The organism is Bacillus sp. Brlt_9 (genome assembly GCF_051948935.1).
In the GTDB taxonomy this organism is placed as follows: Bacteria; Bacillota; Bacilli; order Bacillales; family Bacillaceae_G; genus Bacillus_A.
This window is the reverse complement of record NZ_JAYJLO010000003.1, coordinates 439185-465949: the sequence shown is the minus strand read 5'-3', so window position 1 is coordinate 465949 and position 26765 is coordinate 439185. Positions and strand designations below refer to the sequence as shown.

31 protein-coding genes are annotated in these 26765 nt (G+C 29.9%); 8 read left to right on the top strand and 23 right to left on the bottom strand.

All coding sequences use genetic code 11. The annotated features are described in order from the left end of the window. Positions 1-77 precede the first annotated feature (77 nt). The 12 genes from VF726_RS14735 to VF726_RS14680 all read right to left on the bottom strand — a co-directional run bounded on the left by VF726_RS14735 (position 78) and on the right by VF726_RS14680 (position 10619). Positions 78-683 carry a hypothetical protein gene (locus VF726_RS14735; protein ID WP_440169388.1) on the bottom strand — a complete coding sequence of 202 codons (606 nt, stop codon included), beginning with the start codon at positions 681-683 and terminating at the stop codon, positions 78-80. A gap of 82 nt (positions 684-765) precedes the next feature. Then, the gene (locus VF726_RS14730) at positions 766-1119 is read right to left on the bottom strand and encodes a hypothetical protein (protein ID WP_140421611.1); all 354 of its coding nucleotides are present in this window, start codon (positions 1117-1119) and stop codon (positions 766-768) included. 189 nt (positions 1120-1308) lie between these two features. Further along, positions 1309-1635 carry a hypothetical protein gene (locus VF726_RS14725; protein ID WP_440169387.1) on the bottom strand — a complete coding sequence of 109 codons (327 nt, stop codon included), beginning with the start codon at positions 1633-1635 and terminating at the stop codon, positions 1309-1311. A gap of 91 nt (positions 1636-1726) precedes the next feature. Further along, positions 1727-2029 carry a hypothetical protein gene (locus tag VF726_RS14720; RefSeq protein ID WP_440169385.1) on the bottom strand — a complete coding sequence of 101 codons (303 nt, stop codon included), beginning with the start codon at positions 2027-2029 and terminating at the stop codon, positions 1727-1729. 50 nt (positions 2030-2079) lie between these two features. After that, entirely contained in the window at positions 2080-2916 is an 837-nt protein-coding gene (locus tag VF726_RS14715) for a TIGR02452 family protein (protein WP_440169383.1), read from the bottom strand. Between the two features lie 49 nt (positions 2917-2965). After that, positions 2966-4642 carry a TROVE domain-containing protein gene (locus VF726_RS14710; RefSeq protein WP_440169381.1) on the bottom strand — a complete coding sequence of 559 codons (1677 nt, stop codon included), beginning with the start codon at positions 4640-4642 and terminating at the stop codon, positions 2966-2968. 1122 nt (positions 4643-5764) lie between these two features. Further along, positions 5765-6427: a hypothetical protein gene (locus tag VF726_RS14705; RefSeq protein ID WP_440169379.1), complete on the bottom strand. Its 663-nt coding sequence runs from the start codon at positions 6425-6427 to the stop codon at positions 5765-5767. A gap of 47 nt (positions 6428-6474) precedes the next feature. Beyond that, positions 6475-7185, bottom strand: a complete 711-nt coding sequence (locus tag VF726_RS14700) for a hypothetical protein (RefSeq protein ID WP_440169377.1) — start codon at positions 7183-7185, stop codon at positions 6475-6477. A gap of 184 nt (positions 7186-7369) precedes the next feature. After that, complete coding sequence (locus VF726_RS14695) at positions 7370-8062, bottom strand: hypothetical protein (RefSeq protein ID WP_440169375.1); 693 nt, start codon at positions 8060-8062, stop codon at positions 7370-7372. Between the two features lie 87 nt (positions 8063-8149). Further along, the gene (locus tag VF726_RS14690) at positions 8150-9145 is read right to left on the bottom strand and encodes a hypothetical protein (protein ID WP_440169372.1); all 996 of its coding nucleotides are present in this window, start codon (positions 9143-9145) and stop codon (positions 8150-8152) included. Between the two features lie 156 nt (positions 9146-9301). Next, positions 9302-9913, bottom strand: coding sequence for a hypothetical protein (locus VF726_RS14685; RefSeq protein WP_440169370.1), 612 nt, complete (start codon positions 9911-9913; stop codon positions 9302-9304). Between the two features lie 94 nt (positions 9914-10007). Further along, positions 10008-10619 carry a DedA family protein gene (locus VF726_RS14680; RefSeq protein WP_440169368.1) on the bottom strand — a complete coding sequence of 204 codons (612 nt, stop codon included), beginning with the start codon at positions 10617-10619 and terminating at the stop codon, positions 10008-10010. A 212-nt stretch (positions 10620-10831) separates the two neighbouring features. On the opposite strand from VF726_RS14680, the gene sigI reads away from it, so the two are divergent. After that, positions 10832-11611 (top strand): RNA polymerase sigma-I factor, encoded by a 780-nt coding sequence (gene sigI / locus VF726_RS14675; RefSeq protein WP_440170190.1) that lies wholly within the window; start codon positions 10832-10834, stop codon positions 11609-11611. 91 nt (positions 11612-11702) lie between these two features. Here the strand turns inward: sigI and VF726_RS14670 are convergent, their stop codons facing one another. Then, positions 11703-11834 (bottom strand): hypothetical protein, encoded by a 132-nt coding sequence (locus VF726_RS14670; RefSeq protein WP_440169365.1) that lies wholly within the window; start codon positions 11832-11834, stop codon positions 11703-11705. A 32-nt stretch (positions 11835-11866) separates the two neighbouring features. Beyond that, positions 11867-12574 carry a metallophosphoesterase gene (locus VF726_RS14665; protein ID WP_440169362.1) on the bottom strand — a complete coding sequence of 236 codons (708 nt, stop codon included), beginning with the start codon at positions 12572-12574 and terminating at the stop codon, positions 11867-11869. 160 nt (positions 12575-12734) lie between these two features. On the opposite strand from VF726_RS14665, the gene VF726_RS14660 reads away from it, so the two are divergent. Together VF726_RS14660 and VF726_RS14655 are read left to right on the top strand one after the other, a co-directional pair. Then, complete coding sequence (locus VF726_RS14660; RefSeq protein ID WP_440169360.1) at positions 12735-13394, top strand: deoxynucleoside kinase; 660 nt, start codon at positions 12735-12737, stop codon at positions 13392-13394. A 141-nt stretch (positions 13395-13535) separates the two neighbouring features. After that, complete coding sequence (locus VF726_RS14655; protein WP_440169358.1) at positions 13536-14276, top strand: hypothetical protein; 741 nt, start codon at positions 13536-13538, stop codon at positions 14274-14276. 25 nt (positions 14277-14301) lie between these two features. Here VF726_RS14655 and VF726_RS14650 read toward each other — a convergent pair whose 3' ends face one another. From VF726_RS14650 to VF726_RS14640, 3 genes are all read right to left on the bottom strand, one after another. Continuing rightward, the gene (locus tag VF726_RS14650) at positions 14302-14973 is read right to left on the bottom strand and encodes a hypothetical protein (RefSeq protein WP_440169357.1); all 672 of its coding nucleotides are present in this window, start codon (positions 14971-14973) and stop codon (positions 14302-14304) included. A gap of 101 nt (positions 14974-15074) precedes the next feature. Further along, a complete protein-coding gene (locus tag VF726_RS14645; RefSeq protein ID WP_440169355.1) occupies positions 15075-15788 on the bottom strand; it encodes a hypothetical protein in 714 nt (237 codons plus the stop codon). 234 nt (positions 15789-16022) lie between these two features. Next, positions 16023-16316 (bottom strand): hypothetical protein, encoded by a 294-nt coding sequence (locus tag VF726_RS14640; RefSeq protein ID WP_440169354.1) that lies wholly within the window; start codon positions 16314-16316, stop codon positions 16023-16025. 2066 nt (positions 16317-18382) lie between these two features. Between VF726_RS14640 and VF726_RS14635 the strand changes: the two genes are divergently transcribed. The 3 genes from VF726_RS14635 (at position 18383) to VF726_RS14625 (ending at position 20979) form a co-directional block, all read left to right on the top strand. Beyond that, entirely contained in the window at positions 18383-19807 is a 1425-nt protein-coding gene (locus VF726_RS14635; protein WP_440169351.1) for a replication initiation protein, read from the top strand. Between the two features lie 98 nt (positions 19808-19905). Beyond that, positions 19906-20634 (top strand): diadenylate cyclase, encoded by a 729-nt coding sequence (locus tag VF726_RS14630; protein WP_440169349.1) that lies wholly within the window; start codon positions 19906-19908, stop codon positions 20632-20634. Between the two features lie 36 nt (positions 20635-20670). Then, positions 20671-20979: a hypothetical protein gene (locus VF726_RS14625; protein WP_440169347.1), complete on the top strand. Its 309-nt coding sequence runs from the start codon at positions 20671-20673 to the stop codon at positions 20977-20979. 33 nt (positions 20980-21012) lie between these two features. On the opposite strand, the gene VF726_RS14620 is transcribed toward VF726_RS14625, so the two are convergent. The 3 genes from VF726_RS14620 to VF726_RS14610 all read right to left on the bottom strand — a co-directional run bounded on the left by VF726_RS14620 (position 21013) and on the right by VF726_RS14610 (position 22749). After that, a complete protein-coding gene (locus tag VF726_RS14620; protein ID WP_440169345.1) occupies positions 21013-21264 on the bottom strand; it encodes a hypothetical protein in 252 nt (83 codons plus the stop codon). A gap of 143 nt (positions 21265-21407) precedes the next feature. Beyond that, entirely contained in the window at positions 21408-21638 is a 231-nt protein-coding gene (gene acpP / locus VF726_RS14615) for an acyl carrier protein (RefSeq protein WP_440169342.1), read from the bottom strand. 82 nt (positions 21639-21720) lie between these two features. Beyond that, positions 21721-22749 carry a hypothetical protein gene (locus VF726_RS14610; protein ID WP_440169340.1) on the bottom strand — a complete coding sequence of 343 codons (1029 nt, stop codon included), beginning with the start codon at positions 22747-22749 and terminating at the stop codon, positions 21721-21723. Positions 22750-23878: 1129 nt separating this feature from the next. On the opposite strand from VF726_RS14610, the gene VF726_RS14605 reads away from it, so the two are divergent. After that, the gene (locus tag VF726_RS14605) at positions 23879-24181 is read left to right on the top strand and encodes a hypothetical protein (RefSeq protein WP_440169338.1); all 303 of its coding nucleotides are present in this window, start codon (positions 23879-23881) and stop codon (positions 24179-24181) included. A gap of 86 nt (positions 24182-24267) precedes the next feature. Here VF726_RS14605 and VF726_RS14600 read toward each other — a convergent pair whose 3' ends face one another. Then, on the bottom strand, positions 24268-24816 hold the full coding sequence (locus VF726_RS14600; protein WP_440169336.1) for a hypothetical protein: 549 nt from the start codon (positions 24814-24816) through the stop codon (positions 24268-24270). 108 nt (positions 24817-24924) lie between these two features. Then, complete coding sequence (locus tag VF726_RS14595; protein WP_440169334.1) at positions 24925-25281, bottom strand: hypothetical protein; 357 nt, start codon at positions 25279-25281, stop codon at positions 24925-24927. A 213-nt stretch (positions 25282-25494) separates the two neighbouring features. Here VF726_RS14595 and VF726_RS14590 point away from each other — a divergent pair, with 213 nt between their 5' ends. After that, positions 25495-25944 carry a hypothetical protein gene (locus tag VF726_RS14590; RefSeq protein ID WP_440169332.1) on the top strand — a complete coding sequence of 150 codons (450 nt, stop codon included), beginning with the start codon at positions 25495-25497 and terminating at the stop codon, positions 25942-25944. Between the two features lie 40 nt (positions 25945-25984). Here VF726_RS14590 and VF726_RS14585 read toward each other — a convergent pair whose 3' ends face one another. Beyond that, positions 25985-26758 (bottom strand): hypothetical protein, encoded by a 774-nt coding sequence (locus VF726_RS14585; RefSeq protein ID WP_440169330.1) that lies wholly within the window; start codon positions 26756-26758, stop codon positions 25985-25987. Positions 26759-26765: the final 7 nt, after the last annotated feature.

Sequence of the window (26765 nt, the reverse complement as noted above, 5' to 3'; positions counted from 1 at the left end):
GTTAAATATAATATCACTTTTTATATTATTTATCAATTATATTTATTTAAAGAAAAACATAAAAAAGAATTATTGATTTACACTTTTATTTCAACCTTATTAAGTGTTTCGTTATTAATTCTCTCTTTCAGTTCACTAAAGAAACGTTGCAAATCTTGTTCCATTTCATCTGTTAAAGGTTTTAAAGAACCTTCATACCTTATTTTTAAACGCGTAGAATACTCTTTACGTATTAAATCATAAAAATCGTAAGAATCCGATACAAACATATGCATCAGATTAAACTTATCATCGTCTAGATCAGCAACTATTTCTTTAATTGCGTGGTCTAATTTCTCAGAGGTCTCAAAATACATTTTAGTAATCATAAATGAAACCTTTAATTCACAAGTCTTTCCCTTAAATCTAAATCCCGGTTTTATTCCATACTTGTTACACTGGAAACAAAATTTTTCAATGCCTTTATTAATTATCATTTCATCCTTTAATCGGAACGTCCAATCTTTATATTCGCTAAAGTACCATAAAATCAATTGTGGGCCTGTCATATTATGAAGTTCTTCTCTTTCCCCTAATAAACTATCTATAAATAACAGTTCTATGCCGATAGAGCTGTAATACTTTTTACTCATACTAAAATCGCTAACTAATTTATTCATTATTGACATTTCATCTTTTGTCATTGATTCATTATTCCCCTTTTTAAGTCGGTTTACTTTTATATTAAAAAGCAGCTGACTCTTAATTAGGAATCAACTGCTTTTTTTATTTGCACCTATTTTTTTCAGTAAGTTCATTTTTCACTTGTTCAATCTCGTTACGAACGGTACTTCCCTTTTTTCTTATACAAACATATCGCTTTACGCCTAAAAACGAAACGTACAACATTAGAATTTGAATGGGTAAATAGATTAATGTACAACACCATACTGCACGACCAAACAAAATAATTGTCAAAGCAATGCACATCGACCATATATGTGAAAAGATTACTTCCCATTTTTTTATTGAACTATACTTATCTTCTAGTTCATTCAACAACATCAATAATATTTCTGGTTCTGTTAATTTTCTATTTTTCATTTCACGCATCCATACATCTCTCCAATATAGTAACATTGTCGTTACGTCCTTTATTGAATAAGCATTTTAGAATTCATTAGCATATATATACTGAGTGCCAAATTCCTAATTACTTTATATAACATTATTAACCATTTAAAGACTTATTCATTTTAACAAATTTTTCTTTAATTTTCACCATAAAAAAATAAAAAGCAACATATAAAAGTCGCTTTTTTGTATTATTTATTGCGGATTTACAAATTTAGGATCATTTTCTTGTTCGACCAACTCTGCTAGATCTTTCTCCACCTTATCAATACACTCTTGTAGCACATAGCAAGGCTTAATTGCATAATGTCGGTGACGGGATATCCCAATAAAACAAAGTAAAAGACCTAATATATTAACGACTAAGATCGAGTAAATATCAAATACTATGTTATATGCCGTGAAAAATATATTAGAGGCTAAAGCAAATCCCCAAATACGGCCAAATTTCTTTTCTTTTTTATCAGCAATCTTTTTCGCCTTTTTTAAATCTACAACCATTTCTTCTAGAAATTCCTTCATTTTCTTTTTACCTTCCTTCTCAAAACTGATATAAAGTATACCTCTATTTATTCTAACTTAGTAGTAAAACTAGAAAAAAAGCAGCTGAACGCTACTTATCATTTTCTAGTTTTAATTCAATAGAAACGAATTGTTCCATCGTTCTAATCTCGTCACATATATCATCATATCTTTTAACTAAACGCTGGTATCTTTTTAATCCACGATATATCTGCCAATAATTAAAAGCTAATAATGGCAGTAACATATATAGTTGTAATTTAAAGATCACAATTCCTATTATTATACCGCCCGCGGTCCCTATTGCCCAATAGTGACTATACTTCTTTAAAACCTTTTCTGCAAACTTTTGTTTTTCTTTTAATGCTTCCAATCTTTCTTTTACCGAGTTCATAATACTTTTCTCCCTGTAGTCACATATATTTTCCCTTAATAGATTTTCATTTATCGTCTGTTTAGGCGAATATTATTTTTAAAAGCACTATAAACCATCTTATTATTACTGGAGTCATATACAGCAAAAACGACTTTTTTAAATTTATTTGCAAATTTTGGCCCAGCTAGTACTTCGTTAAATAGTCTTGCTACACTATAAGGATTGTTTTTAAATACTCCACAACCAAATGCCCCTAAAACTATAGAGTCACACCCATTTAACAAAGCGACAGTTAAGATTTTTTCTATTCTTTTCTTCATAACCACGTCTATTCTCATTTGTACTGCCTTCGGTTCATTCTGTTTTACCACTCCGGCGTTTACCGCAGCAGAAGTAATAAATGATATTTCATACGGATCGATAAATTCACCGTGTTCATCTTTAAATATCACCACATTAGGTGAATAAATCATATGATCAGAATAAAGTGCTGATTTTTGTTTACGATGGTAATCATAGTATTCATTTTGTCCAATTAAACTATCGTATAAAGACGAAACCCTTGCTATACTTTCTTCCTGTGCAGAACTCCCTTTCAAGAATCCCCCACCAGGATTTTTAGCAGATGCAAAGTTTAATGCTATTACAGCATCGCCCTCTTTCTTCAACCTCTCACAAGCTTTAAGGGTTGTTTCTTCCGTCACTTCAATCTGCGTAGTTTCCTGCCCAGTCGCTTTTAAATTTAAGTACAAACCCTCTAATTCAGCAGGGGTATATATTTTTGTATCTAAACGAGACTTTTTAATTTCTTCCTTAATTTGTACATCTTTTCCTTGTAATTTAAAAGCTCCAGTTTTGATTACGCTTAGCGTATTCTCAGCAATCGCTTTGTTTTTTTCTCTCATACCTTTTCCCTACCTTATATATTTTTAAAACCAATGATAAAAAACAGGCTTATGCCTGTTTTTTATTTTCAAACTCATCCCAAAGCTTGATGTATTCGTTCGCGTACAACGATTCTTTCCCCGTCCAGCCATATAATACAGCACTTCGATAAAAGTTTTCTGGTACAAGTACATTTGAATATCCAGCTGTCTGAACCGTAAATACATTTACTTTTGGATTAACTTTATTTCGATATTCTTTCACAAGTTTAAACACATCAATGTAATGACCATTACACACGTATTGGGCATATTCACGGGCATCTTCTCCATATAATCCACCGTGTCCGGCTTGCTGATCAGAATAAATGAAAATATTGTCCCAGTGTTCTTTATTCTCTATTGCTCGTTGAAGGAATAGCCATACACCATTTTCCGTACCCGAACCAATGTATTGAGCCTTTTTCCCCAAGGCTTTTACTTGAGATAAAGCGCCTTCTCTCATTGAGACTGGATTATCGTCAAGCTCATCTCCAAAAATACCAACATAACCCTCATCAGAATTTTGAGCAGTTAATACCGAAGATAGATTATTAATTTCAGCAACAGTCATTTTGCCAAATTCACTGTTAAATGTACCCCAAGCACTTCCCGAGTTATCCGATAAGGCCATTGTCTTTCCGGTTAACTGAGGCAGAATCCCCCTAGATAGATCAATACACTCTTCCAGAGCATCTAGAATAATTCGGCCGTGATTAATTGGCGTATTCTCCATATTTTTTAAATAGCGATTTTTATTCGTGTCCAATTCATCCTGAATCATTTTATACGCACTAAAATATCGGAATGGGAATTGTCTTCCTTTAGCAACACCATTTTTTAGTTCTGCCATTGTTTTTTTACAGAAGTCCACATCATTAATTTCTTTAAAGATCCCTCTTAAGTTTCTAAGCAGCGCCATATGAGGTAGCTTAATAACTTCAAAAATCTCTTTCCAAGACTTACCTTCAGAACGAAGACGATTCCACGTCATATCCTCTTCATTCACCTCTACACTATTTTCCGTCATTAACTCATTAATGAGTTCACTATTTGCGTGTGATATACGAACTGTATCTATCATCCCGATATTCGTATTGCGGTACTTAGCAATTTCGTAGGCAGATGCATTTTCCAAACGATCTCTCCAAGAACGCTTTAACAGAGAAGGAAGACCATTTTTTGAACCGTTACGATATAACCAATATGTTGCTTGAGCGGAAGGTTCATCAGCTCGACTCATCACCAATTTATTCAATCTATTAAATTCTCCAGGATTATTCGCTGTGAATTCTTTTCTTTTTGGATGCATTGCTGCACGAACCATAATGATTTGTGGATTTAAACGCATAAAGAATGATTTTCTTAAATCTACAGCCCATTTTAATGTCGCTTCAAAATCATACTCTAACGCAGCATCAATCACTTTTTCCATAACTGCACTTGTGCTCATTCCATCATATTTATCATCTAACAAAGCATCATTGTTTTTTAACAATCTATGTAAATGGTAGCTACCATCTCGAACATTTTTTTGTTGGAATTCACCGTGGCGATAATATTGAGGTTCACCGAAAATTGAACTAGCAGAAACCATTTTTAACGTAGTTAAAGGATCTACTTCATAACTAGTTCCTGCCATAAAGTTTGTTACAGCTTTATTTACTTCACGTTCTCGTTTCACTTTTACTGCTTTAGTCATTTTCATATATATAACCCCTCCAAGAGATGTTTTTAGACACAAAAAAGATGTAATTTCCAAAACAGAGCACTACAACTCACTCTCACACTCATTGCATTGATCAATTTGCCTCAACCATCTAAATGCTCTGTTTTCGAATTTACATCCCATATTCATAATTATTATTCCTTAAAAAAACAAGATGCGAGAATATCACAAACAGTTTTGTTAGACATTTGGAAAAACAAAGCGTTTAATTTTATCTTTTGATATTGTTCGAAGTAACTGTTTGTCCGCTTCACATCTTGTGGGTTATTTTTAAAATTTGGGATAGTTACAAGGCGATCAGGATCCGATCCCCTTGTCTATCCTATATAAGTACATATACGAGAATATTTTAAACAGAGGATAAAAAGACAGCTAGCTCTATATCTACGAAATAGGTAGCTGTAGAATCTTTTATGTTTTAATAAGATTTACAGTCTTGTCGAAGTATCTGTTTAACCGCATCGTATATGATTTATAAATTATAAAATTTAAATCTATCCTGAGAATAATAAGAACAGTTTTGTGTTTACATTACACCCAAAGTATTGTACGAAGTAACTGTGCTTCCGCATCAGGATAGAATATATAAAATCATAGTTATTTATAAAATCAATATTCCTGAGAATAATGAGAACAGTAAAATGTTTTGAATCTAATCAAAACAAAAATAGTTGTTATCGCCGTACTTAGTTTTATCTAACCGAACAGTTGTTCAAAGCTAAACATATCTATTACGTCACGAAACCTATATTTTAATCAAAAATATAATCTTATGTTTGAATTTTCTCGAAGTAACTGTTCTCCCGCATCAGGAATACTATTTAACTTTCATAAAAGAAGAAATTTCCCTTTAAAGTTTTATCAACTTCAAGGTCGTTTCTGTTCTTGTATTATATTATTTATAATAAAATAAAATCAACCCTTTTTTATAAATAAAATAATTATTACTTGTTTAAATAAAACTCTTAATATTTTTATTATATCTAGTTCCCTTAAGTTGCGCTTTAATTCTTGAACTCCTTGATCCTCATATAGAGCTTATATATATTTTCAAAAAAGAAAAAAGCAATAGGAAGATATCTATCGCTTTTTTAGATTTAATTATGCTGTTTTTTGATTCTGAGATATTAAATGTCCATCAAAATCAAAATTTAAATTTAGTCCTGTTTCTAACTGTTTTTTTATATACTTTCTTGATTTTATAAATTCCATTTCATTTTTAATCATATTATTAATCTCAATTCTCAATTGATTTAACTTTTGATTCAGGTAACTTGTTATTTTTAAACCCTTAGCTTTCAATACGGATTCAAATGCGGATTTTATTTCACTTTCGGCCATAATAGACTCTTTGAATTGATTATCATATTTATTAATAAAACCAATCATATAGCTTGTATTTAGGAAAGGAATATAATCCAGAATAAAATCTACCTTAGCACTTTCTGATGAAAGTTTCATTTCTAGTTCACTATATCCATCAGTAATTTCATATAACTCATTCCATAGTCCATTAATTTCATCATTATTTACTAACAGATCACTAATATTTAATTGAGGAGAGAATTCTTTATAACTCACTTTGCCATTTTTGAAATTCCAGGCTAGATTGATAGAGTTACTTTGATAACTCTTAAAAACATCTTTAACATTCTTATTGATTCTGATTATTTCGTTTTTACGGTTTAAACAGTTATTTAAATTACTGTATACCTCATTAATCGCCACTTCTTTTGCTCCATTATTTAAGTCTACAAATTTCATTTATAATCATCCTTTTCGTTGTTTTTTTATGTATTTAAATGTTCATATTAGTTATTTTCAGTACTATTTTCTGCTATCAATCTTTCACCACTTATATCGAAATCAAAAACATCATTATTGTTTTCTAAATATTCCTTTACATATTCCTCAGATTTAATGTATTTTATATGTCCGTCTATACTAGCTGTCATCTTTCCAACCATTTCAATAGCCTTTTTTAAAACATAATTAGCAATCTTTAATCCGTTTTTCCTTAAAATTATTTCAAATTCATCCCTGAGTCCTACAAACTGTTCAATGTTTGCACCAAATATCAATTGGATTTCATATTTATCCACATTAATATCATACTCAGCTGCATATAGCTTCATATACTCCAACTTTTTCTCTATATTTTCCCATTCATAATCTTCTTTAAAATTCGCAATTGGGTACCTTCCTAAAACTTCAACTTCTATCTCACATTTTTCTGTACTAACATTCATAATTTCTTTCCAAACATCTAATAATTTTACATTATCAGATAGAAGACTCTCAAGATTAATTGTTATGTCAGTTATAGTGAAATCCACTAATCCATATTCATATTCCCAATCTACATTTTTGCTCTTGCAGTGGAATTCAAATAATGAATTTTGTGCAAGCTCTCTCATTATCTGTTTCTCATATGAATAATCAATCTTTTTTTCTTGAACTTCTTCGAAAGCTGTTACGACTGCCCTATTCTTTGCCCCTTCACTTAATTGGTTATATCTCATTATCTGACCATCCTTATTATGACTTTTTTAAATTCTACTCATAAAAAAAAGAAAATGAGAAAAAATCCCACTTTCTTTGTTTTTATAACGATATTTTGTGTATCAACTTATACCTCATTAATTACACTTTGTTAACTTAATAATATTTATTTACATAATTACCTCTTCAAACTTTGTATTTCTATTAATTGTTAAGCATTTCTCCACTTTCATCAAATTCAAAAATATGAGGTGAATTTTGTAACATTAATTTAACGTATTCTTCAGATTCTAGATATTCAATTTGAGCTTCAATTCCATTTTTGATTTTTTCTAGCATTTCTTCAACTTGTTTCAAAACATAGTCAGCAACTTTTTGCCCGTTACCCTTCAATATTTTTTCAAATTCAGCTTTAAGATCTTCAAATCCTTCTATATCTGCACCAAACATTACAGGAATCATATATTTATCTACATCTACACCATATTCAGGGCCATATTTCTCCATATACTTTAATTTTTTCTCTAAATCATCCCAATCATAATCCTCTGTAAAACTTACCGCGGTATTTCTAGGTGAGAGCGAGACAGCTATCTCATAATATTCACCACTTATATCAATAATTTGTTCCCAAATTTCCAATAAGTCCTTTTTATTTTTCAGCATTGAGGGTATATCAAACTCTAATTTCTCAGAACTTAGTAGTACTTTATTATGTTCAATACTCCAATTTAATTCGCCATTATTGGAATGATATTCTGATAAATAATAGTTAATTGTAGTCCCTTTCATTCTTTCCATTTCATCTTCCCAATCAATCATTTCCTCTTGCACTTTTGCATAAGCCGTTTCAATTGCTTTCTTCTTTGCTTCTTCACTTAATTGGCTATAATTCATAATTCGATCATCCTTTTTCTTTTTTTAAAATTGTACTCATAAAAAAAAGAAAGTGAGAAAAAATCCCACTTTCTTTTAAAATTAACTTTACATTTCAAATGATGCCACAGTACCAGTATTCTTATTCACTGCATAGTACATTGTTTTTCCGTTATTACCCCAGTCTGTAACTCTATAGGCAAAACTATCATCAGTATCTAATTGGTTTTCATATACCGCAGTACCTTCAAGATTATGTGCTTTTAAATACGAATTCACAACAGATACCCCAACTTTAAAATCAGGTACTTTTTGAGTAGTAGTTCCACTATTCGTAGTTTCATTATTCGTAGTTTCATTATTCGTAGTTTCTATATTTTTTTTACCTTCTACATTAGCAACTTCTTTTTTCACTGGCTCTTGCTTCTGTTGTTCTTGCTTTTGTTTTTCAGCTAATTGCTTCTGTTGTTCGTCTTTTTTCTTTTGTTCTTCTCGTTTTTTCTGTTCAGCTAATTGTTTTTTTTCTTCTTTCTCTTTTGCAAAAGATTTAGCTTCTTCTTTAGCCTTCGTAACAAATTCTGACCATTTCTTTTCTTGCTCTTTAATTAGTGGATGGTCAATTGTGAATTTCATAACGCCATCTTTCGTCAATTCATCAACATTACTTAATTCTTTATTTTTGAGAACTTCTTCAATAACTTTGATTTTCTCTTCGTTTGCTTGCAACTGTGATTGTAATTCATCAGTCTCTTCTTCAACTTTTACTAGAGATTTAGTAATTTGTTTTTCAAATTGATGTTTAGGTAAGACTTTAACCTTATCAACTTGTTCTGATGTTACCTTAGGAGCTTCTGTTTTCTTCATTTCATCTAATTTATTCATTTCTTTAGAAAGAACTTTTAAATCATCAATTTTTTTATCTTTCTTCATTTCACTTGCTTCAGTATATAGCTCTGAAGCCTTTTTATAATCCTCTTTCTCTAATGAGGTATCCGCTCTTTCGATAAGATTGTTTACTTTCCCACTGCCCATAAAATAATTAGCCGCGAATCCTAGTGCTACAACTAAGATGACCAATAATGGGACCCATACAGCTTTCTTCATAAGTTTGTAACTCTCCTTTGTTATAATCTTTTATTATCATATATCATATATTAACTATTATAAACAAGATTTTATGATTTTTACCAAATTCAATAAAATAGGTCTCTTTTTTTAAGACCATTGTTCCTCGAGAAAATAAAAAAACATCAAAAGGGATCATCCTTTTGATGTTAAATCAGAAATCTCTTTATTTATCTCTCTAATTTTTTCTTCATTTTTCATAATGCTGCATTCATAACTTTCTATTTGTTCCATTAACTGTCCTTTTTCACTTGTTAATCTCATTCTTTGGTACTTTTTATAGTATTTGGCCCAGCACTTTTCCGTATCCCATATATCTTTTTGATTCCCCTTGAATTCTTTATAACTTGCTATAATTTTTTGAAGAGTATAGGTTGGTCGATACCAATCACAGTTACCACAACATTCTTTTTTCTCATTGTATCCTTCCATACTCGCATTACATTTACAATATCCGTTCCATTCCCCAATCGATGATAGGGTTATTTTCCAAGATAACTGAGTCATTTTTCTCCCATTTTTATCAATAAAGTCTATCTCAATCTCTTCATCGTTTTCAATACTATCAATTTCCTTCATTTCCATATACACGAGTCCATCAGCATTCAAAGTTTCGTGAGTCATTACTTCAAGTTGTTCAAAGTCACTATAATTTTGTTTAATCGCCTCTAAATGACCTATATATGACTGAAAATCTTCCTTTTTTTCCTTAGAAATAAATTCAGCTAGTGCGTTTAAGAAATACATCGAACCACTCCAATTACAAAGGATAGTTCATTCTATTTTTTTACTAACACCTAATTCAACGTATAAAAACAAAAAAAGTGCTGCTATCGCACTTTTATTTGTTTTGCGCAGTTATTCGTCTTTTAGATCTAAAGCTTCTCACGATAAAGTAAATAATTAAAACTCCTATTATTCCACCAATTATTGGAGCGGTATATTGATCAAACAACGCCCCTGCTTCTTGCCAATGCTCCCCTAGTTTCATACCTAAGTATAAATAAAAATACGTAACCGGATACATAGCTAGAAAAGTATAGAATACGAATTTAGAAAAATTCATCTTTGCCATACCACAGGGAATTGAGATAGCTGTTCTCACTACCGGTAAAAACCTTGCAAAAAAAGCTACACTAGAACCATACTTCTCAAAGAAACGATCAGAGGAATCAATTTGCTTTTTGTTAATTAAGAAGAACTTCCCATACTTTTCAACCAACGGTCTTCCCCCATACATCCCCAAGGCATATAAACTAATAGGTCCAATTGTTCCACCAATAGATGCAGCAAGTGCCATTAGGTGAAGATTAAATTCCCCTTGATACACCCAATAACCAGCTAACGGCAAAATCACTTCCCCCGGCACAAATTCAAAGCAAAGAGCAAACATTATACCAAAATATGAAAACTGCTTAAGAAATTCAATAAACGTTATTATTAATTCAGACACTACTTCACCTCATATAATTTTCTTACTTAGATTTATACTTGATGATAAAAAAACCTTGTTATATTGTAAAAAAATATGTTTAATTTGATTATAAAGATATATAAAGTATATAGAAAACGTAATTTATATCGTATAAGTGAAAATCTTCCTTTGATTTCACATTCTATATAGTTTATTATAATTAGGTATGTAAACAAGGGAGTAGAGGTGAAATAATGGGTGTAGCTAAATTGTTTTTAAAGTTTGGTAAGAAGAAAAATTCTCTTGAAGAATCTATATTAAGAATTCAATCCGGAGACACAGAACTACAAAACCAAATACTAAAAGATTATACGCCTTTTATCTCAAGCACTGTTTCCTCTGTTTGTAAAAGATTTATTGAAGACTCTGATGATGAATTCAGTATTGGATTGATCGCCTTCAATGAAGCGTTAGAAAAATACTCGTTAGAAAAAGGGGCATCTTTTATTGATTTTGCAACCCTTATTATTAAAAGAAAAGTCATCGATTATATCAGGTCAGAGGCTTCTTACCAAAATAATTATCCTCAATATGGACTTGACGATTTCCAAGAAGTAGATGAAGAAGATTCTAACGATACTTTTAATAGTAATAGTTCCCTTGTAGATACTATTTCAATTGATGAACATAAGAAAGTTATTACACAGCAGCTAAGAAAAGAGGAAATTTTACATTATCAACAGGTTTTAGGTGAGTTTAATCTAACTTTCTCAGATTTAGTTGAAAATTCTCCTAAGCACTCAGATACTAGAAAAACCTCAATCGAAATTGCCAGTTTTATTTCAGAGAATGAAGAACTTAAAAATTCTTTTTTTAAAACTAAAAAAATTCCTATGAAGGAAATGTTAAAACTAACTACTTACAGTAAAAAGATAATTGAACGCAATAGAAGATTTATTGTTGCCGTCGTTATTATTTTAACTGGAGATTATTTATACTTAGTTGAGTACCTGAAAAATTATCTTGAATAAAGCTATCTGAATTTAAAATAAAAAGTCTCTAAGAAGAGGCTTTTTTTATTTAGTGAAATTCACATCTCCCTTTACATACAGTTCAAAACTTTCATTTCAACATTGAAATCGGAACGGAAACTACTTTATTTCCAATCAATATGTGTACATTATCTCCTGCTAATCTTCTTATCTCCACTTCTACTAAAACTTTTCCACCTACATTTATCTCTTCTTTGCCCATACAACTTCCCCCTATGTACTTATCTCGTTTTATTATTTTTTGCTTATTGAGTACTGACGAAGAATTTCACAATTATCATTAATCACAATAGCATTTAGTTGTCCTCCATATACACATCCACCATCTATCCCTATTTTAGAACCACAAGGCGACTTCCATACTCTATTCGACTTATCTAAGTGTATATTTGAAGTTGGAGTATGGCCAAATACAATAACTTTACCTGTCTTATTTTCACCATAAATAAAAGGACTACGTATCCAAAGGCAATCCTTTTCTGCATCCTCTTTCCAATCAGGGGTTAAATTACAACCTGCGTGAGCAAATAACAGTTTATCTGTTTCATAGTATAATGGTCTATTTGCCATAAATTCTAAAACCTCAGGATATAGTGTTTTAATTCGAGAGGAAATCTCCTCTTTAGTTCGTTTTAACAATACATTTTTTTCACGATACAATAGCGATCTAATTGTATTATCAAATATATCCATATAATAAAAATCTAGATCTTTCTCCATATCCAACCACTCAGAAAACAACTCTTCGTGATTACCTCCAAGTACGATTGCGTTGTATTCCTTCACCAATTTCATAGCTAATTGGACACAAGCTAAACTATCCGGCCCTCGATCAATTAAATCGCCTAATAAAACCAATTGTTGTTTATCCTTATTCCAATGTTTTAATATCTCTTTCATTTCTTCATAACAACCGTGTATATCACCAATTACAAAATACAAATTAATCACTTCTTTTTTTTAGTGATTATATTGTATAACATCTGAAAAAAGGAGTGGAAAAATCTTTTATCATTTTTATTTTCTCTCCACACTCCTTCCCTTTTGCTTATTATCCAGATTAAAATTAATAATCTTTTCTATTTACGTACTGGAGGACATTATGATTGTAATCGGTGGAATGATCGGCTTAGGTAAAACTTCAATTGCAGAATTGTTATCAAATTTTTTTAAATCAGAAATATATTATGAAAGTGTAGAGAACAACCCAATTCTCCCCCTCTTCTATACTTTAAAAGAAGAAGAGTTATTAAAACAAAGACTCCCCTTTTTATTACAGCTGCATTTTTTACATACCCGATTTGAGAGTATACGTAGTGCAAAGAAAAATAGATTATCAATCTTAGATAGATCACTGGCCGAAGATGAATATTTTGCCACAGTGAATTACGAACTCGGTAGAATTTCGGAGTTAGAATTAGATATGTATAAGCAGCTAATGTATTCAATGATGAAAGAAATAGAGGAATTACCCTATAAAAAACATCCAGATTTAATGATTTATTTACAAGGTTCTTTTGAAACCGTTATAGCCAGAATCGGTTTACGTGGTAGAGAATTTGAACAAGATCAAAAGCTTGTAGAATATTACAGAACATTATGGAGCGGTTATGACGAGTGGATACACAATCATTATAACGATAGCGATATCCTTATTTTAGATATGGATAAATTAGATATTGTGAACCGTAAGGAAGATGCACAATATGTAATAGATACTGTACAAAATAAATTAAGAAATCTACAACAGCCAATTAATTAATAATCCAATAAGTATGATTGTACTGTTATTTTGTGTAATGATGTATCGAGTATATACTTCTCTTTTTTTCTAACTTTTGTAAATTTCAATTTATACTTTATATATACAAAAAAATAAACGACATTAAGGAGCACATTTTTTATGAAACCAGTATATACAATTTCATCCGAACAACTAAACAAATTTTGTTTAGAATTATTTATGGCATTAATCGGTTCTCAAAATTATAACATTGATACAATCAAATCAGATTCAGACTTTAAAGTCATCGGAGCACCTACAAAACATATGTTGTATACAGGAAAAAACTTAAAAGAAGAAATAGCTACTCCAACAGGGTTACTTGAATATAAAGATTGTAGAGATTATGTTTATCTATTAACCTCATCAAATATTAATTTTGTGGAAACTTTGTTTTCAACAAAGATTGTACTTCTCGATGAGAGATTTAAATCAATTTTAGAATTTATATTGGAGCATCGGGAACAAATTGCCAGAATGAATATACCCAACTTTTTTAATTCATCAAAAGGAATGGCTAATAAAGGATTTAAATTAGCAAACAATAAAACTGATTGGCATAAACCAGCACGTAATTCTATCCGAACGATGCTCACATTTTTACGGTATGCTGAAAGCAACTTTAAAAACTATGAAACCTCTTTATACTTTACTGGTATTGAAAGAGAAAAACTCTTATTACTACAAAGTGGTTCCGTCTCATTTGAAGAATATGCTGAAGAGTATAAAATTCTTGAAGAAAAATTGATGAGTTATGGTAAAGTTTGCAGTAATTTCGAATTAAATACATCACTAAAAGAAAAAATAGAAGAAGTATTTATTGAATTTCTGTTTTCACCAAATGTTATTAAAGATATCTAAAAACCAGTGAATTAACACTGGTTTTTTATTTTAACTTAATTTTTTCTTCTTGAATTAGTCTAACATCAAAACTTTTTCCGTTCTCAAGCGTTAGTTGTATACTTCCCTTTTTTTCTAGTATTGATACAACACCTGGAGTTTCTTGAAAATACTTCATACTTTCTTTTACTTGTTGCTGCTGGATTGAAATAAGTATTTTTTTTACTTCAAGTTCAAACAGTTTTCGTAGGTATTTATTTTCTTGTGATAAATACCACCAAATATTTCTTTGAAACGCTTCTATGTCACCCGGAATAATATTATCTTTGGGCTTAGTACTAAATATATTTAAAAAGTAAGCTGCTTTATCATCCATATTCATTTTAAAAACTACATCTTCTACAATATTTTTTTCTTCTTTATAGCTTTCAAAAATATTGTAAGGATAATTCATTAGGAACCAATAATAGCTCCTAGTCTCTTTCAATCGTACTAATGTTATTTCTTCGTTCACACCTGCCCAATATCCACTACCATATCCAGTTACATACTCAATTTTATCTAAAAAATCAACTTGTTCCGGATCAGGTATTTCGTCATCCATTTGGGAAAATGTATTAATTAATATATTTTTATCGTTTTCATTTCTTAGTTTGGAAAGAAATTCTTGTGTACCAACTGTTATAAAAGATAGCATATCAATATCTAATCGCTTCATATTTTCCACCTCAATTTAGGATCATTATACGTTGTATATTTATCCGTTTGTAAAAAAAGTACAGTAAAAAACCTTAAGCAATAAATGCCTAAGGTTTCTAATCAATTTATTAGATTTCCAAACTCATCAAATAAGTAGTTGGTATCTTGTAATAGCATTAACTTGACTTGCTTAATATACTTTTCACAATTTAATTCATTCATAACCAATTCTATTATTTCAGTTTCTAATTTATCAACTATATCTATTATTTTAGAACGAATCTCTTTTTCAAATTGTTCACAAATTTGATTAACTCTCACTTCTATTTCATTATCATTATTACCAAAATATGATATGACTTCATACGTACCAATATCTACATTAGCCTCTTTTAAAAACTCTAAATATACTTTGGTTGCATTATTATCGTTTGTATTAAAATGTTCACTTCCAAAATCTAAATCTTCTACACCATTTTGACCACCATATCCTAAAAAAATATCAGGTATATAGTACGGGGAATACTTTTTTAGTAAGAGATAATTGCTCTTTTCTTGTCCTTTCAAATGTTGCTCTAATTCAATATAGACCTGTGTAGGTTTTATCCTAACATCATTAACAGTTAGGATATCTAAATAGTATCGAAAATGTTTTTTATGAAGATCTTCAATCATTTTTATCCGTTTGGTTTCTAGATATTTCTGTAGTTTAACATTAATTTGATCGGAAATTTCTTCCCAAACAGTCAATTTTAAAAGCATATTTTTAAATGTTTTTTCTAGTGCCATATTTTGAGCACTCTTAGTTAAATCTTTAAAGTAATAATTCTTCATAATTGCACCTCAACAGTTCTTCAATTTTCAATAGTCTAGTTCAATTTTTATCGTTTTGAAGTAAATTTTGAAAATAAACGATCAATATTCTGCATTACATCACAATGCAAAATATTGCAAAACAATGCATTTTATAAAAAAAAGACCTAATATTATTTAGGTCCAGTATAAGAATGTTTAAAGAGTCTTGTATGAGGGTTTCTCTTTCTAAGAAGAACAGCATTAAAAAATTATTTAAAGGGTTTTACAATATATGAATTTCTTTAACTTATCTTCAATTACATTGTTTAGTTCATTTTTTATAAAAGATAGTGCAGCAATTTGAGAATGAAAACCAATAAGATTATTTTCTTGTACAAAATTACTATTTGACCTAGTAAATAAAACTACATATTTCTCGTTTTTAGAAATCAATATAAATCTATAGCTATATTGAATTAATTGCTCATATTGTTCCTTTAAGCGTATATTAATCAATGCTTTTTTATCATTATTGATCCAAAAAAATTTATTGTAGTAACTTAGCATTTTCACACCCCTTTTAAGTAGCTTTTAAAAATACAGTTTGTAGTGCATAGACAGTCATTATATTAACTACATTGTATGGATTTACTTAAAATAAATAATTTTTAGGGTTTAGGGTGTCTTATATCAAAATATTTATTAGAAATTTACTTGTGTAAAAATATAGATTCTAATTTACAAAAAACTATAAGAACATAAATTATATTTCCGAATGTGTGAAATAAATGTAATTATTGTTATAAATAACGGCATCTATAAAAAATAAGATTTGTACAAGTTAATAAAGTGATTAAGGCTACCTAAAGAGGGTTAATATTAGAGTCTTTAAGTAAATAAAATTCATTGATACTTATTTAAGCTACTTAAAGAGGGTTAAATATTTAATTATAGTTGGATTTTTATTAGTTACGCACAACTATATGGAATTCTTGTGGATAACTAGTAATTTAAGCTACTTAAAGAGGGTAAATAGCGTAAAAATGAGATTTTTTACGCTCCGTGTTTTATTGTTTAATAAATGTTTTAAATGTTTCTTTTGTTTATATGTTTAGAGGTATGATGAGCCTTAGAGCCGTAAGGGTTTTGGAGACCATTGTACTACCTAAAGAGGGTTATAGGTTACTTAAAGAGGGTTATGGGCTACTTAGAAAGGGTTAAGGGTTACTCAAAGAGGGTTTAAAGGTTACCTAAAGAGGGTTTAAAGCTACTTAAAAAGGGTCAGTATATTCATTACCATTATTTGTGTTGTTAAAAGGGTACCTAAACAGGGTTTAAGACTCTTTTTATAAAAAAAGCTCCTTTTAAACAAGTATATATTTGAAATTTAGATAAAATACCTTAGCTAATGAAATTATTCTATATCTTTTGTTTCTAGACCTTCTACATAACCTTGTTATAGTCTTTTTAAGTAGCTTTTAAAAATACATTTTTGAGTTATACAGATAGTTAATTTATTGTATATAACAATTCTTTGAAAGGAATATATAGTGTATAAGATCTAATACTTTATGAGTTTTTGAGTGTTATTAAAAAAGTGAGATAAAAATATTAAAACAAAATAAATATTACAAATGCATTTTGGTAAAAACTAAGAATTATTGTTTAGAATACGATATAAGGAAAAATATTGCCTGAAGACTTTATCTGGGTTATGTAGGAATATTATTACTTTAATTAATAATTATATTTTTAATATAGATTTGCATAGGTTAATAAAGTAATTAAGGTTACCTAAAGAGGGTGAATATTAGATGGTTTTTAAATATAAGCTAAGTAATGTATATATATAACTATAAAAGTTACCTAAAAAGGGTGGGAATTCTATTTTTTTTACTATTTTTTAAAGTTATGCACAATACCATAGTTTTTTTGTTAATAACTTTGGATTAAAGCTACTTAAACAGGGTTAATAGCGTAAAAATGAGATTTTTTCGCTCCGTGTTTTATTGTTTATATAAATGTTTTAAATGTTTCTTTTGTTTATATGTTTAGGGATATGATGAGCCTTAGAGCCACAAGGGTTTTAGAGACCATTATACTACCTAAAGAGGGTTATAGGTTACTTAAAGAGGGTTATGAGCTACCTAAAAGGGGTTAAGGGTTACTCAAAGAGGGTCTAAAGGTTACCTAAAAAGGGTTAAAAGCTACTTAAACAGGGTTGTTGACTATGTTTCCATTATTTGTGTTGTTATAGGGGTACCTAAACAGGGTCCATTGCTTTTTTAAAAATTTAAGTTACTTAAAACAAGTATATATATTAAATCCCAATAAAATACCACTGATAATAAATTATTCTATTTCCCTTTAATCTCTACCTTTTAAAAAAATTTTTTATTACGCTATTTTCGCCCCGTTTAGGTAACCTTTATAGATCCTTAGAATTTATTGAAAGAAATTTTTGTTGTATTGTCGGCTTTTGTCACGTATTTTTAGCTAAGGGATTATTGAGGAAAAACACCCCGTTTAAGTAGCCTATTAAATTCTCCCCCTATCTCTCAAAAATTGGGGGTGGAATTCTATTTTTATATGCTTTAATATTGAGAAATATATTAGTTAAGGGAGAGATTTTGATGTCGGTTGGAATTATGGATATAACAACTGAACAACAAACAATAGATGACTATTTGCCTGTAGCAGAAATTAAACCTTATTATCTTGTAAACCAGTCAAACGCGTTACTAAACGCTCATCAGGATTTAACACTTCAAGAGAGACAAGTAATTTATAGTTTAATTAGCTTAGTTCAACCAGAAGATAAAGAAATGAAAACATACATATTACCTGTAAAGGATCTAGCGGGTATCCTAGGATTAACCACAAAAAGCTTTTACAGCCGAGTTGAAAAAACAGTAGATAGCTTACAAAGTAAATATTTTATTATTGATAAGTACGATGATAGAGGTAAATTAATACAACGTGATAAAATTAACTGGATTCAGCAAGCGACGTATACAAAAGGTCAAGTAAGAATTAAACTATCAGATGCTCTAGCAGAATACTTACTAAATTTAAAATCATCATTTACTAAATATCATCTTTATAACGTTGCTCAATTAAGGTCAGATTATTCTTGGAGAATGTATGAGCTTTTAAAAGAATATCTACCATTAGGCGGAGTACGCATAATGACAATTGATGAATTAAGAACGAAACTAGGTATACCTGATGGTGTCTTACCCGAGACCAAAAATTTAAAAAAGGTTGTTTTAGATAAATCGAAAAAAGAACTAAAAGAAAAGACAGATATATGTTTTACATATAAGCCGTATAAAAAAATTGGTAGAAAGATAGTGTCTTTTGTGTTCGAAATAACCCGAAATACTGAAAACATTAATAAAAATATTACCAAAGAAGCTGTGGATTTAGATGTTCGTTCTTTATTAAAAGAATTAATGAAATATGGTATTTCACGCAGTGTAGCAAGTAAATTTGTTAAAGAACACCATCCTAAGTATGTAGAAGCAAACTTAATATATTCTCTTAAACAATACGAAACTGGTAAAGTCGAAAGCCTTACCGGTTTAATAGTAAAAGCGATGAGCGAGAATTATGCAAAATCTGATTATTCATACGCTGAAGCTGATTATGAATCTTCTCTTTATAGTATGGCTTCTGGTGACTTCTTTGAAAAACTTAAAGACAAAAACAGAAGCGATATTGATAAATTAAATGGTGTTGTTAATTTTTATAATAATAAAGTCCATAAAGCTGGTAGAGCCGGGGATACTCAAGAAGTAGCACGTTTAGGTGAGGAAAGAAATAAACAATGTTTTATAGTTTTAGACGAAATTCACGAAGCTAGATTACGCCAAAATTTCCCGACACTTACGGAAGATGATTTTGATGAATTCAGACAACTTTTAACATATTTTAATCAATGGGAAGAACGCAGACGCGAACAGTTTGAGGTAATTTCTGACGATGACTTTGTATATAAACCTATAAAAACTGTTAAACAACTGGATGCATTTGATAATGAAGATCTACCTTACTAGGTAGATCTTTTTTCTTACGCTTCTGTAAGGTTTTTTCTTTTCTAAAGATAATTAAATAAATAAACAGATTATTATTATCTTCTAAGGAGGAAAAGACCTTGAATTGGCTCAACGTCCTAGACTACATACTGATTTTGACCATTTTCTTTATTATTTACCGATTCATTCGAAAAACTGAAGCCTTACGAATAGTTTTAGGCGTAATAATCATATATGTTCTTTCATATATTGCAGAAATTTTAGGATTCCAAAAAACTGCATTTTTATTAAATCTCGGTACTCAAACTTTGATTTTCGGCACTATATTAATTTTTCATCCCGAATTAAGAATGTTTTTAAAACGTTTAGGTGGTTTTTCAGGTCAAAAAAGGCCGACAAATGCCACACTAAAAATACTGGAAGATTCATTATTCGATCTTGCTAAGAAAAAACACGGTGCATTAATTATTATGGATGATTCAAGTGATATTTCAGCAGCATCAGAGAATATGGCTTACTTAGATGCTAGAATCTCCCCTTCTCTCTTAGGTACAATCTTTCATCCCAATACACCTCTACACGACGGAGCGGTATTAATTGAAAAAGGTAGAATTCAATATGCAGGTTGTAAACTTCCCCTTTCTGCACGCAAAAGAGAAAACTTTGGCACTTTAGGAACAAGACATATGGTTGCAATTGAGACTGCGGAGAATTTTGATACAACAGTATTTGTAGTAAGTGAAGAAACAGGATCAATTCGAATCGCTACTAAAAAAGGGTTATACCTAATTACAAGTCGAAATGACTTCCGAAAATTCTTTGAAAACCACTATAATAAGACTGCATAACAGGTTTTATATTTAATAAAAAAATGAGGTGGAATTATGTCTTGGTTCTCTAATAGCAAGAAGAAAGAAGAAACACCCTCTAGTGAAAAAATAACAGCTGGAGCGCTTATTCACTTTACACCGGCAGCAATATTTGTTTATACGTGTGATGAATATTTAGAAGGATTCGAAGGGACCATTACTTTTAAAAACGCCCTTGGAAATCGCACTGAAATAGGTGGTGCATTTATATCAATAGAGGTTGAAGAAGATTACCCTACCTCGAAAATCATCGAAGAATATAAACTAGACACAATGAACCTCCCAATTATTGAATTGAATGCATATGAATATGACTTCGAATAAATAAAAAAGATTGCATTAATGCAATCTTTTTCTTTATAAGTATTTTCTTAAGACTTTTGCATCCCCTTGTGATACCTCAACTACTTTTTCGATCTCAATGGAAAGTTCTGTCCCTATTGTTTCATAGTACTTACCAGGAGTATTGATAATTACTTCACCAAATAAAGATTGAAGAAATTCATCAGCTACTTCAACACGGTTAGTACTTTGTGTAATCGCTAGTCCTTTACCAGTAACAGCAGTTTCGTTTATCCCTACAGAATATTCAACAATATAATTTTTCATTTTTATTGCTCCTTATCATCTATGTTTTTCAGATTATAATTGTTTTATAAACTTTTTGAGAAAATAGAATAGATTTTTAAGTGGATGAATTACGAAAGGTCAAAATAAATAAGCCTTAAGAGGGATATCCCCCTTAAGACTTTTTACATATGGTTTTCTAGGAACGTAACAACGTCACCCACAGTAGTTAATTTTTCAGCTTCTTCATCAGGAACCTCAATGCCAAATTCGTCCTCTAACTCCATAATAAATTCTACTGTATCTAGTGAATCTGCACCTAAGTCATCTTTGAACTTTGATTCTAATTTAATTTCTGCTTGATCTACATTAAGGCGATCCGCAATCATATTTGATAATTTTTCAAAAGTTTTCATATGTATTCCTCCTAGGTATTTCTACAGATATACTTTCATTAAAAATTAGTAATACCTTTACAGCGAAATAACCATCTTACAGCTACCTGTTTTTATTAAACCTTAACCAGGTATTAGACCAGTATTCAACTTCATCAGCATATGAAGAATTTTGATTTCGAGAATCAAAAGCTTTTTCTAATCTTCTCATATTTTCAATGTCTACTTTTAGCTTATCACCATTATTAGAATGAATAAGTAATCTGCATAAAGAATTTTCTATTAGCTGTGCAGCAATGCCTAATGAAAAATGTGCTCTTTCGTTTTCCGATTTATTTATATGGTATCGATGTTTCTTCCAGATTTTTAAGCATATTTTTGGATTAAGTACGGCTAATATTTTCATTATTTCTGTTAACTCCTCTAAAGATTCTGATTTGTATTTATTAAAATCATATCCCCTTCGAATTAAGTATGTTGCCATCTCCCACTCTTTTAATTCTAAATAGTAACGAGCTGACCGCGGAAAAAGAAAGGCTTTTGCACCACTTGCTCCTTCTATCCCCTTCTCAACTGAATTGAATATATATTTAGCATTATGATTATCTCCAACTAAGAAATAATATATAGCTCTTTCGGATTCCTCTAATGCCATACTTTGAGAAACTGCATCTCGACTTTCTACAATCCATTTCGTATATGTTTCGAAGGCATCGTTCCAGTTACCGATCCGCAATTGGTAGCGATATAATTCTTGATAGTAGCTTCGAAGCGAATAAATACTGTAATTGAATACCTTTTCCATTTGAATAAAAAAATTATTGATCTGACTTTGTGTAATTGAAGAAATACTATCAATATTTGTACTTACCCAAGGGAAACGCTCCAACAGAATCTTTACATCAAATCTATTTTCAATATGTAAATCTATATTATTTAGATACATTTGTATAGCTTTATATGTTTCCCCCACTACCTTATAACTTTCCATTAGTTCGAACTGCACAATGTAAGTTAATTTTGTATTTTTATGTTGTTTACAACTAACCAATAGTTCTTCTAGGTTAGTAATTTTATCTTTCAAATTTAATTTAAGCGTTTCTTCATATTTTCGTCTTAACAAAAGGTCCACTTTGGCCACCCCCTATTGGAAGCTTTCTTCCTTGTTTCATATAGATTCTAAAAAAATATTCAAGGAAAAGTTACAAACTTTTAGTCCTTCATTTTTACCTAACTCACTTTCAAAACATAATCCTATTAACCCTTTTTGAGTAGCTTAAATATACAAAGTAAAGAGAATAAATCGCTACAGTAGCGGCGATATATTCTAGTGGTAATTCTCTTCCTTTTTAAGTAGCTATATTAAACAACCCCTTTTAGGTAGCCCTATTATTAAGAATATCCTTTGTTGGATACTGTTATAAATAAATAAAATATAGTGAGTAATTCAGCAAGGATAGTAAATTTAAAAGCTACCTAAACGGTCTTTGAAGAGGAACATTATTTCGAAAACAACCCCTTTTAGGTAACTTTATTGTTAAAATTTCGTTAACAACTTAAAAAATACATTTAGGAGAAATGAGGTAACCTTTAATTACCAAAAAGAGTAGCCCTAAAGATGAATTTCAAGCCTATTTATATAAGAATTAACAAAAATATGCTCCCAAAAGAATTGTGTATAATAACTTCCGCCCTTAAAACAAGATAAACGCCCTCTATAAGTAACCTTTCGGTAAAAAGACCCTCTATAGATAGCCTTTAGTTTAAGATATTACGAATATAGAATGAAAAAAGTGCGAAAATCAAAATCAAGCGTTCTAAAACCCCATATAAGTAGCTAATTTAAAAAAGACCCCGTTTAGATAGCCTTTAATTTAGGATATTACAAACAAAGAATGGAAAAAGAATAAATAGTCCTCTTCAGTTATCAACAACCCTATATAAGTAGCTTTTATTTATATAGAGATTAATGTTTTTTCCTGATTGTATATTTGGCAGTATAAAATAATTTTAGAACCCATTTGGAGGCATAAAAGCTCGATGATAACTACATTGATCAATCTTATTTATTCAGTATTAATAATATTTGTTTCTCCATTAGTTTTCTATTTTTGGATCGAAAAAGTATGTGAACAAGGTGAACAAGTAAAACCATTTGTAATTATTGGCTTGTTAACATATACTCCCCTATTCTGTATTTGTTTGCAGTACTTAATAAGACACTTTGAATTAATGTAAATAAGAACAAAGGATGATATGACTTGAGTAATACAAATTATTTAGAAGAGATATACAGTTGGATTACGACTAACAATTTAACAACTTTTGGGAATTTGAATGGTACATCAATGTTTAAAGTGGAAAACGCTAGATATGAATATGATATTAATGAATTGAAAATAACCTATGAAGATGGAAAGTGTTCGTCACTAAATGAAAAACTGTTTCATTCAGATGCTTTTACAGTAAGTATTGATAAAAATAATAGGCATTTACAATTAATCCTTAATTTTATAGAAGAGGATAAAAAAGAAATACCATTTATAATTTCCTTTGAAAAATAAAATCCTTAAGTTTAGGCGAATAAATATATAAGCATAAAACAAAAAAGCACTAAAAATTAGCGCTTTTTTGTTTTATATAATCTTTTTTACAAGTTAATAATCATAACAATCATAAAGAAATAAATTATAAACACATAAAATAACTTGTTTTGTAAGTCAATCTGAAACTGTTCCACACTTTTACCTATAAAATGCTCGAATCTCTCTGTGAAAGTAGGTATGTATTCTAAAATTCCTCGAAGATACGTAGGTAATTCGCTTTTTCCTTCAAGCCAATCACATATCATTTTATATTCTTCAGGTTGTAATTCATTAAAGTTTATTTTTGTTTTATATCTATTTTGTTCAATTAGTCTTCTAGCTTTTTCTTTATGTGTGAAATCATATATTTTTCTCGTGTTTTTATTAATAGTAGAATCTTTAATATTCAGCTTCTCTTCCCAAACTTCTACATACTTAGGAATATTATGATACGCTTTATAATAAAGTTCTTCAGAATTTTTATGTGACGCTGCATATTGATCCAGCCATTCTTTAGCCCATAATTCTGTATCTACAAATTTAGAACCACTTTTTAGCTTTTGTCGAACAAAGTAATCCATTGTTTGTTGGTCTTCTTCTTTTCTTAACCCCATTACTCACACCTCATTAAGTTACATTAATTCATACTGTACTGTTTTTTAAAAATAACTGGTTTTCCTTTTGGAATTGAGAATATTGATTACAGAGTAAAGAAGTACATTCTAATCAATTTGTTCAGATTCAGTTGACCTTTTCTCATATTCTCTAAATCGAATGTAGATATAGCACACCCCTAATGCATCAAAAAAAATTAACGAAGTAGGTATTTGACCTATATACGACGCGTATGAAATTGGTAAGACAATAGGAATTAACAGCAAAAAGCATATAAAATACTCGGGAATACTTTTCTTTGATGCAATTGCTATCGATAAACCACTAACCCATAAAACAATCAAACAAAATATAAGATCATCTTTTATGACTTTAGTTTGATAAATTAAAAGGAAACACATTAATGCAATGATTCCATTCGCCAAAAGATGTCCAATGGTAAATAATTTAATTCTTTTATCCATTGCTCCCCTACCTCACTTGTAAAAAAAATTGTTAAAAATAAAAAACAACCGTATTAAAAACGAATAATTAATAAAGTGTTTTATAATTTTTATGTATTATTTTTCAATGCTTTTGTATGTTTTTTAGTAGCGACTTGAATGTGACGAAGAAAAAACAAGGGGTTTTATTATTTTTTGATAAAGTTTATTCAGAAAACTCAGGAGGTGTATCGAATGAAAAAGTGGATTTGGTCTGTTTTGGCTATCCCGGCTATCCTTTTTCTATTTACAAGGACTTCTGATGTCTTTTTTGGATCATCTATTTTATTTGATTGTTTAAGCATACTTTCAATAGCGGTACTCGTTGTATTCTCGTATAAGTACTTCTCGACTTTTGAAGATGTGTTAGTAAAACAACTAAAACAAATGAGAAAAAATGATGCAGCAATTTGGATTAAATGGTTTTCATTGAATATTTCTGAATGGACAGCAATGTTATTTTCACTGACACCATATATCTTAATATTGTTGTCACTTTCAAAAGGCATCTCATTCTATTTCCCTGCCGTTGCATCAATACAAACAGTTATTTTCGCTTTAGCTATGTTTGTTTGTATGTTTATGGTATTCCTTATCATTACGGTAATGGTTAGCTGGTTATTCCATAAAGAAAAGACCAATTAATGTATATTAAGAAAAGCGCAATGTGTTATCACATTGCGCTTTATTTATTGGTATTTAGTTTAACTATTTCTTTTACAATTTCTTTTTGAACAATTGCTGCTTTTCTTTTGATTTCTTTCCATTCTTTATCTCTCTCTACAAAAATAGCAGGTGTTACTTTAAATAGATCACTTTTAAACTCATCCAACAGAATGTTTTGTTGTCCATCTTTAAATACAAAAGTAATAGATTTATTAGTTACCCCCATACCGCGAAGAAGACCTTTTAAATATATTAAGGTTTTCTCCTCATTTGTAAATACAACTAATTCTTTCTCGGATTTTAAAAACTCTGGAACCCACTTACATAAGTTCCTTTCTTTTTTTGTACCTGTCTTATATCCAGCTGTATTTGTTATAAAGTTTTCGGCATCAAATAATACCGCTTTTTCTATGCCATTCATTTTATCTTTCAATCTATAATCACCATAATCGAACATTGGCCGAGCATAAGGATTATTTTCAGAGGAACATCTAAACCAGACGTTTTTACCTTCAATCGGGATTATATTTCTGGAATGTTCATCAATCCAGAAACTTACCCTTAGATCATCTTTAAATAACTCGTAAAGATTTTTTAAATACGACTCTTCACCATCTATCCCATAAATAGTCAGAGAATCATATTCTGCTAGCAACTCATAACAGCGTTGTTCTAATTCCTTATATTCATCTTTAGAAGTTTCTTTTACTAATCCAATCTTCGAAGCATATTTAAGAATCGTTTCTTTATTATCTTCTGCTAATTCATTTATGTACTTTTTGTAGTTAATCATATTCCGA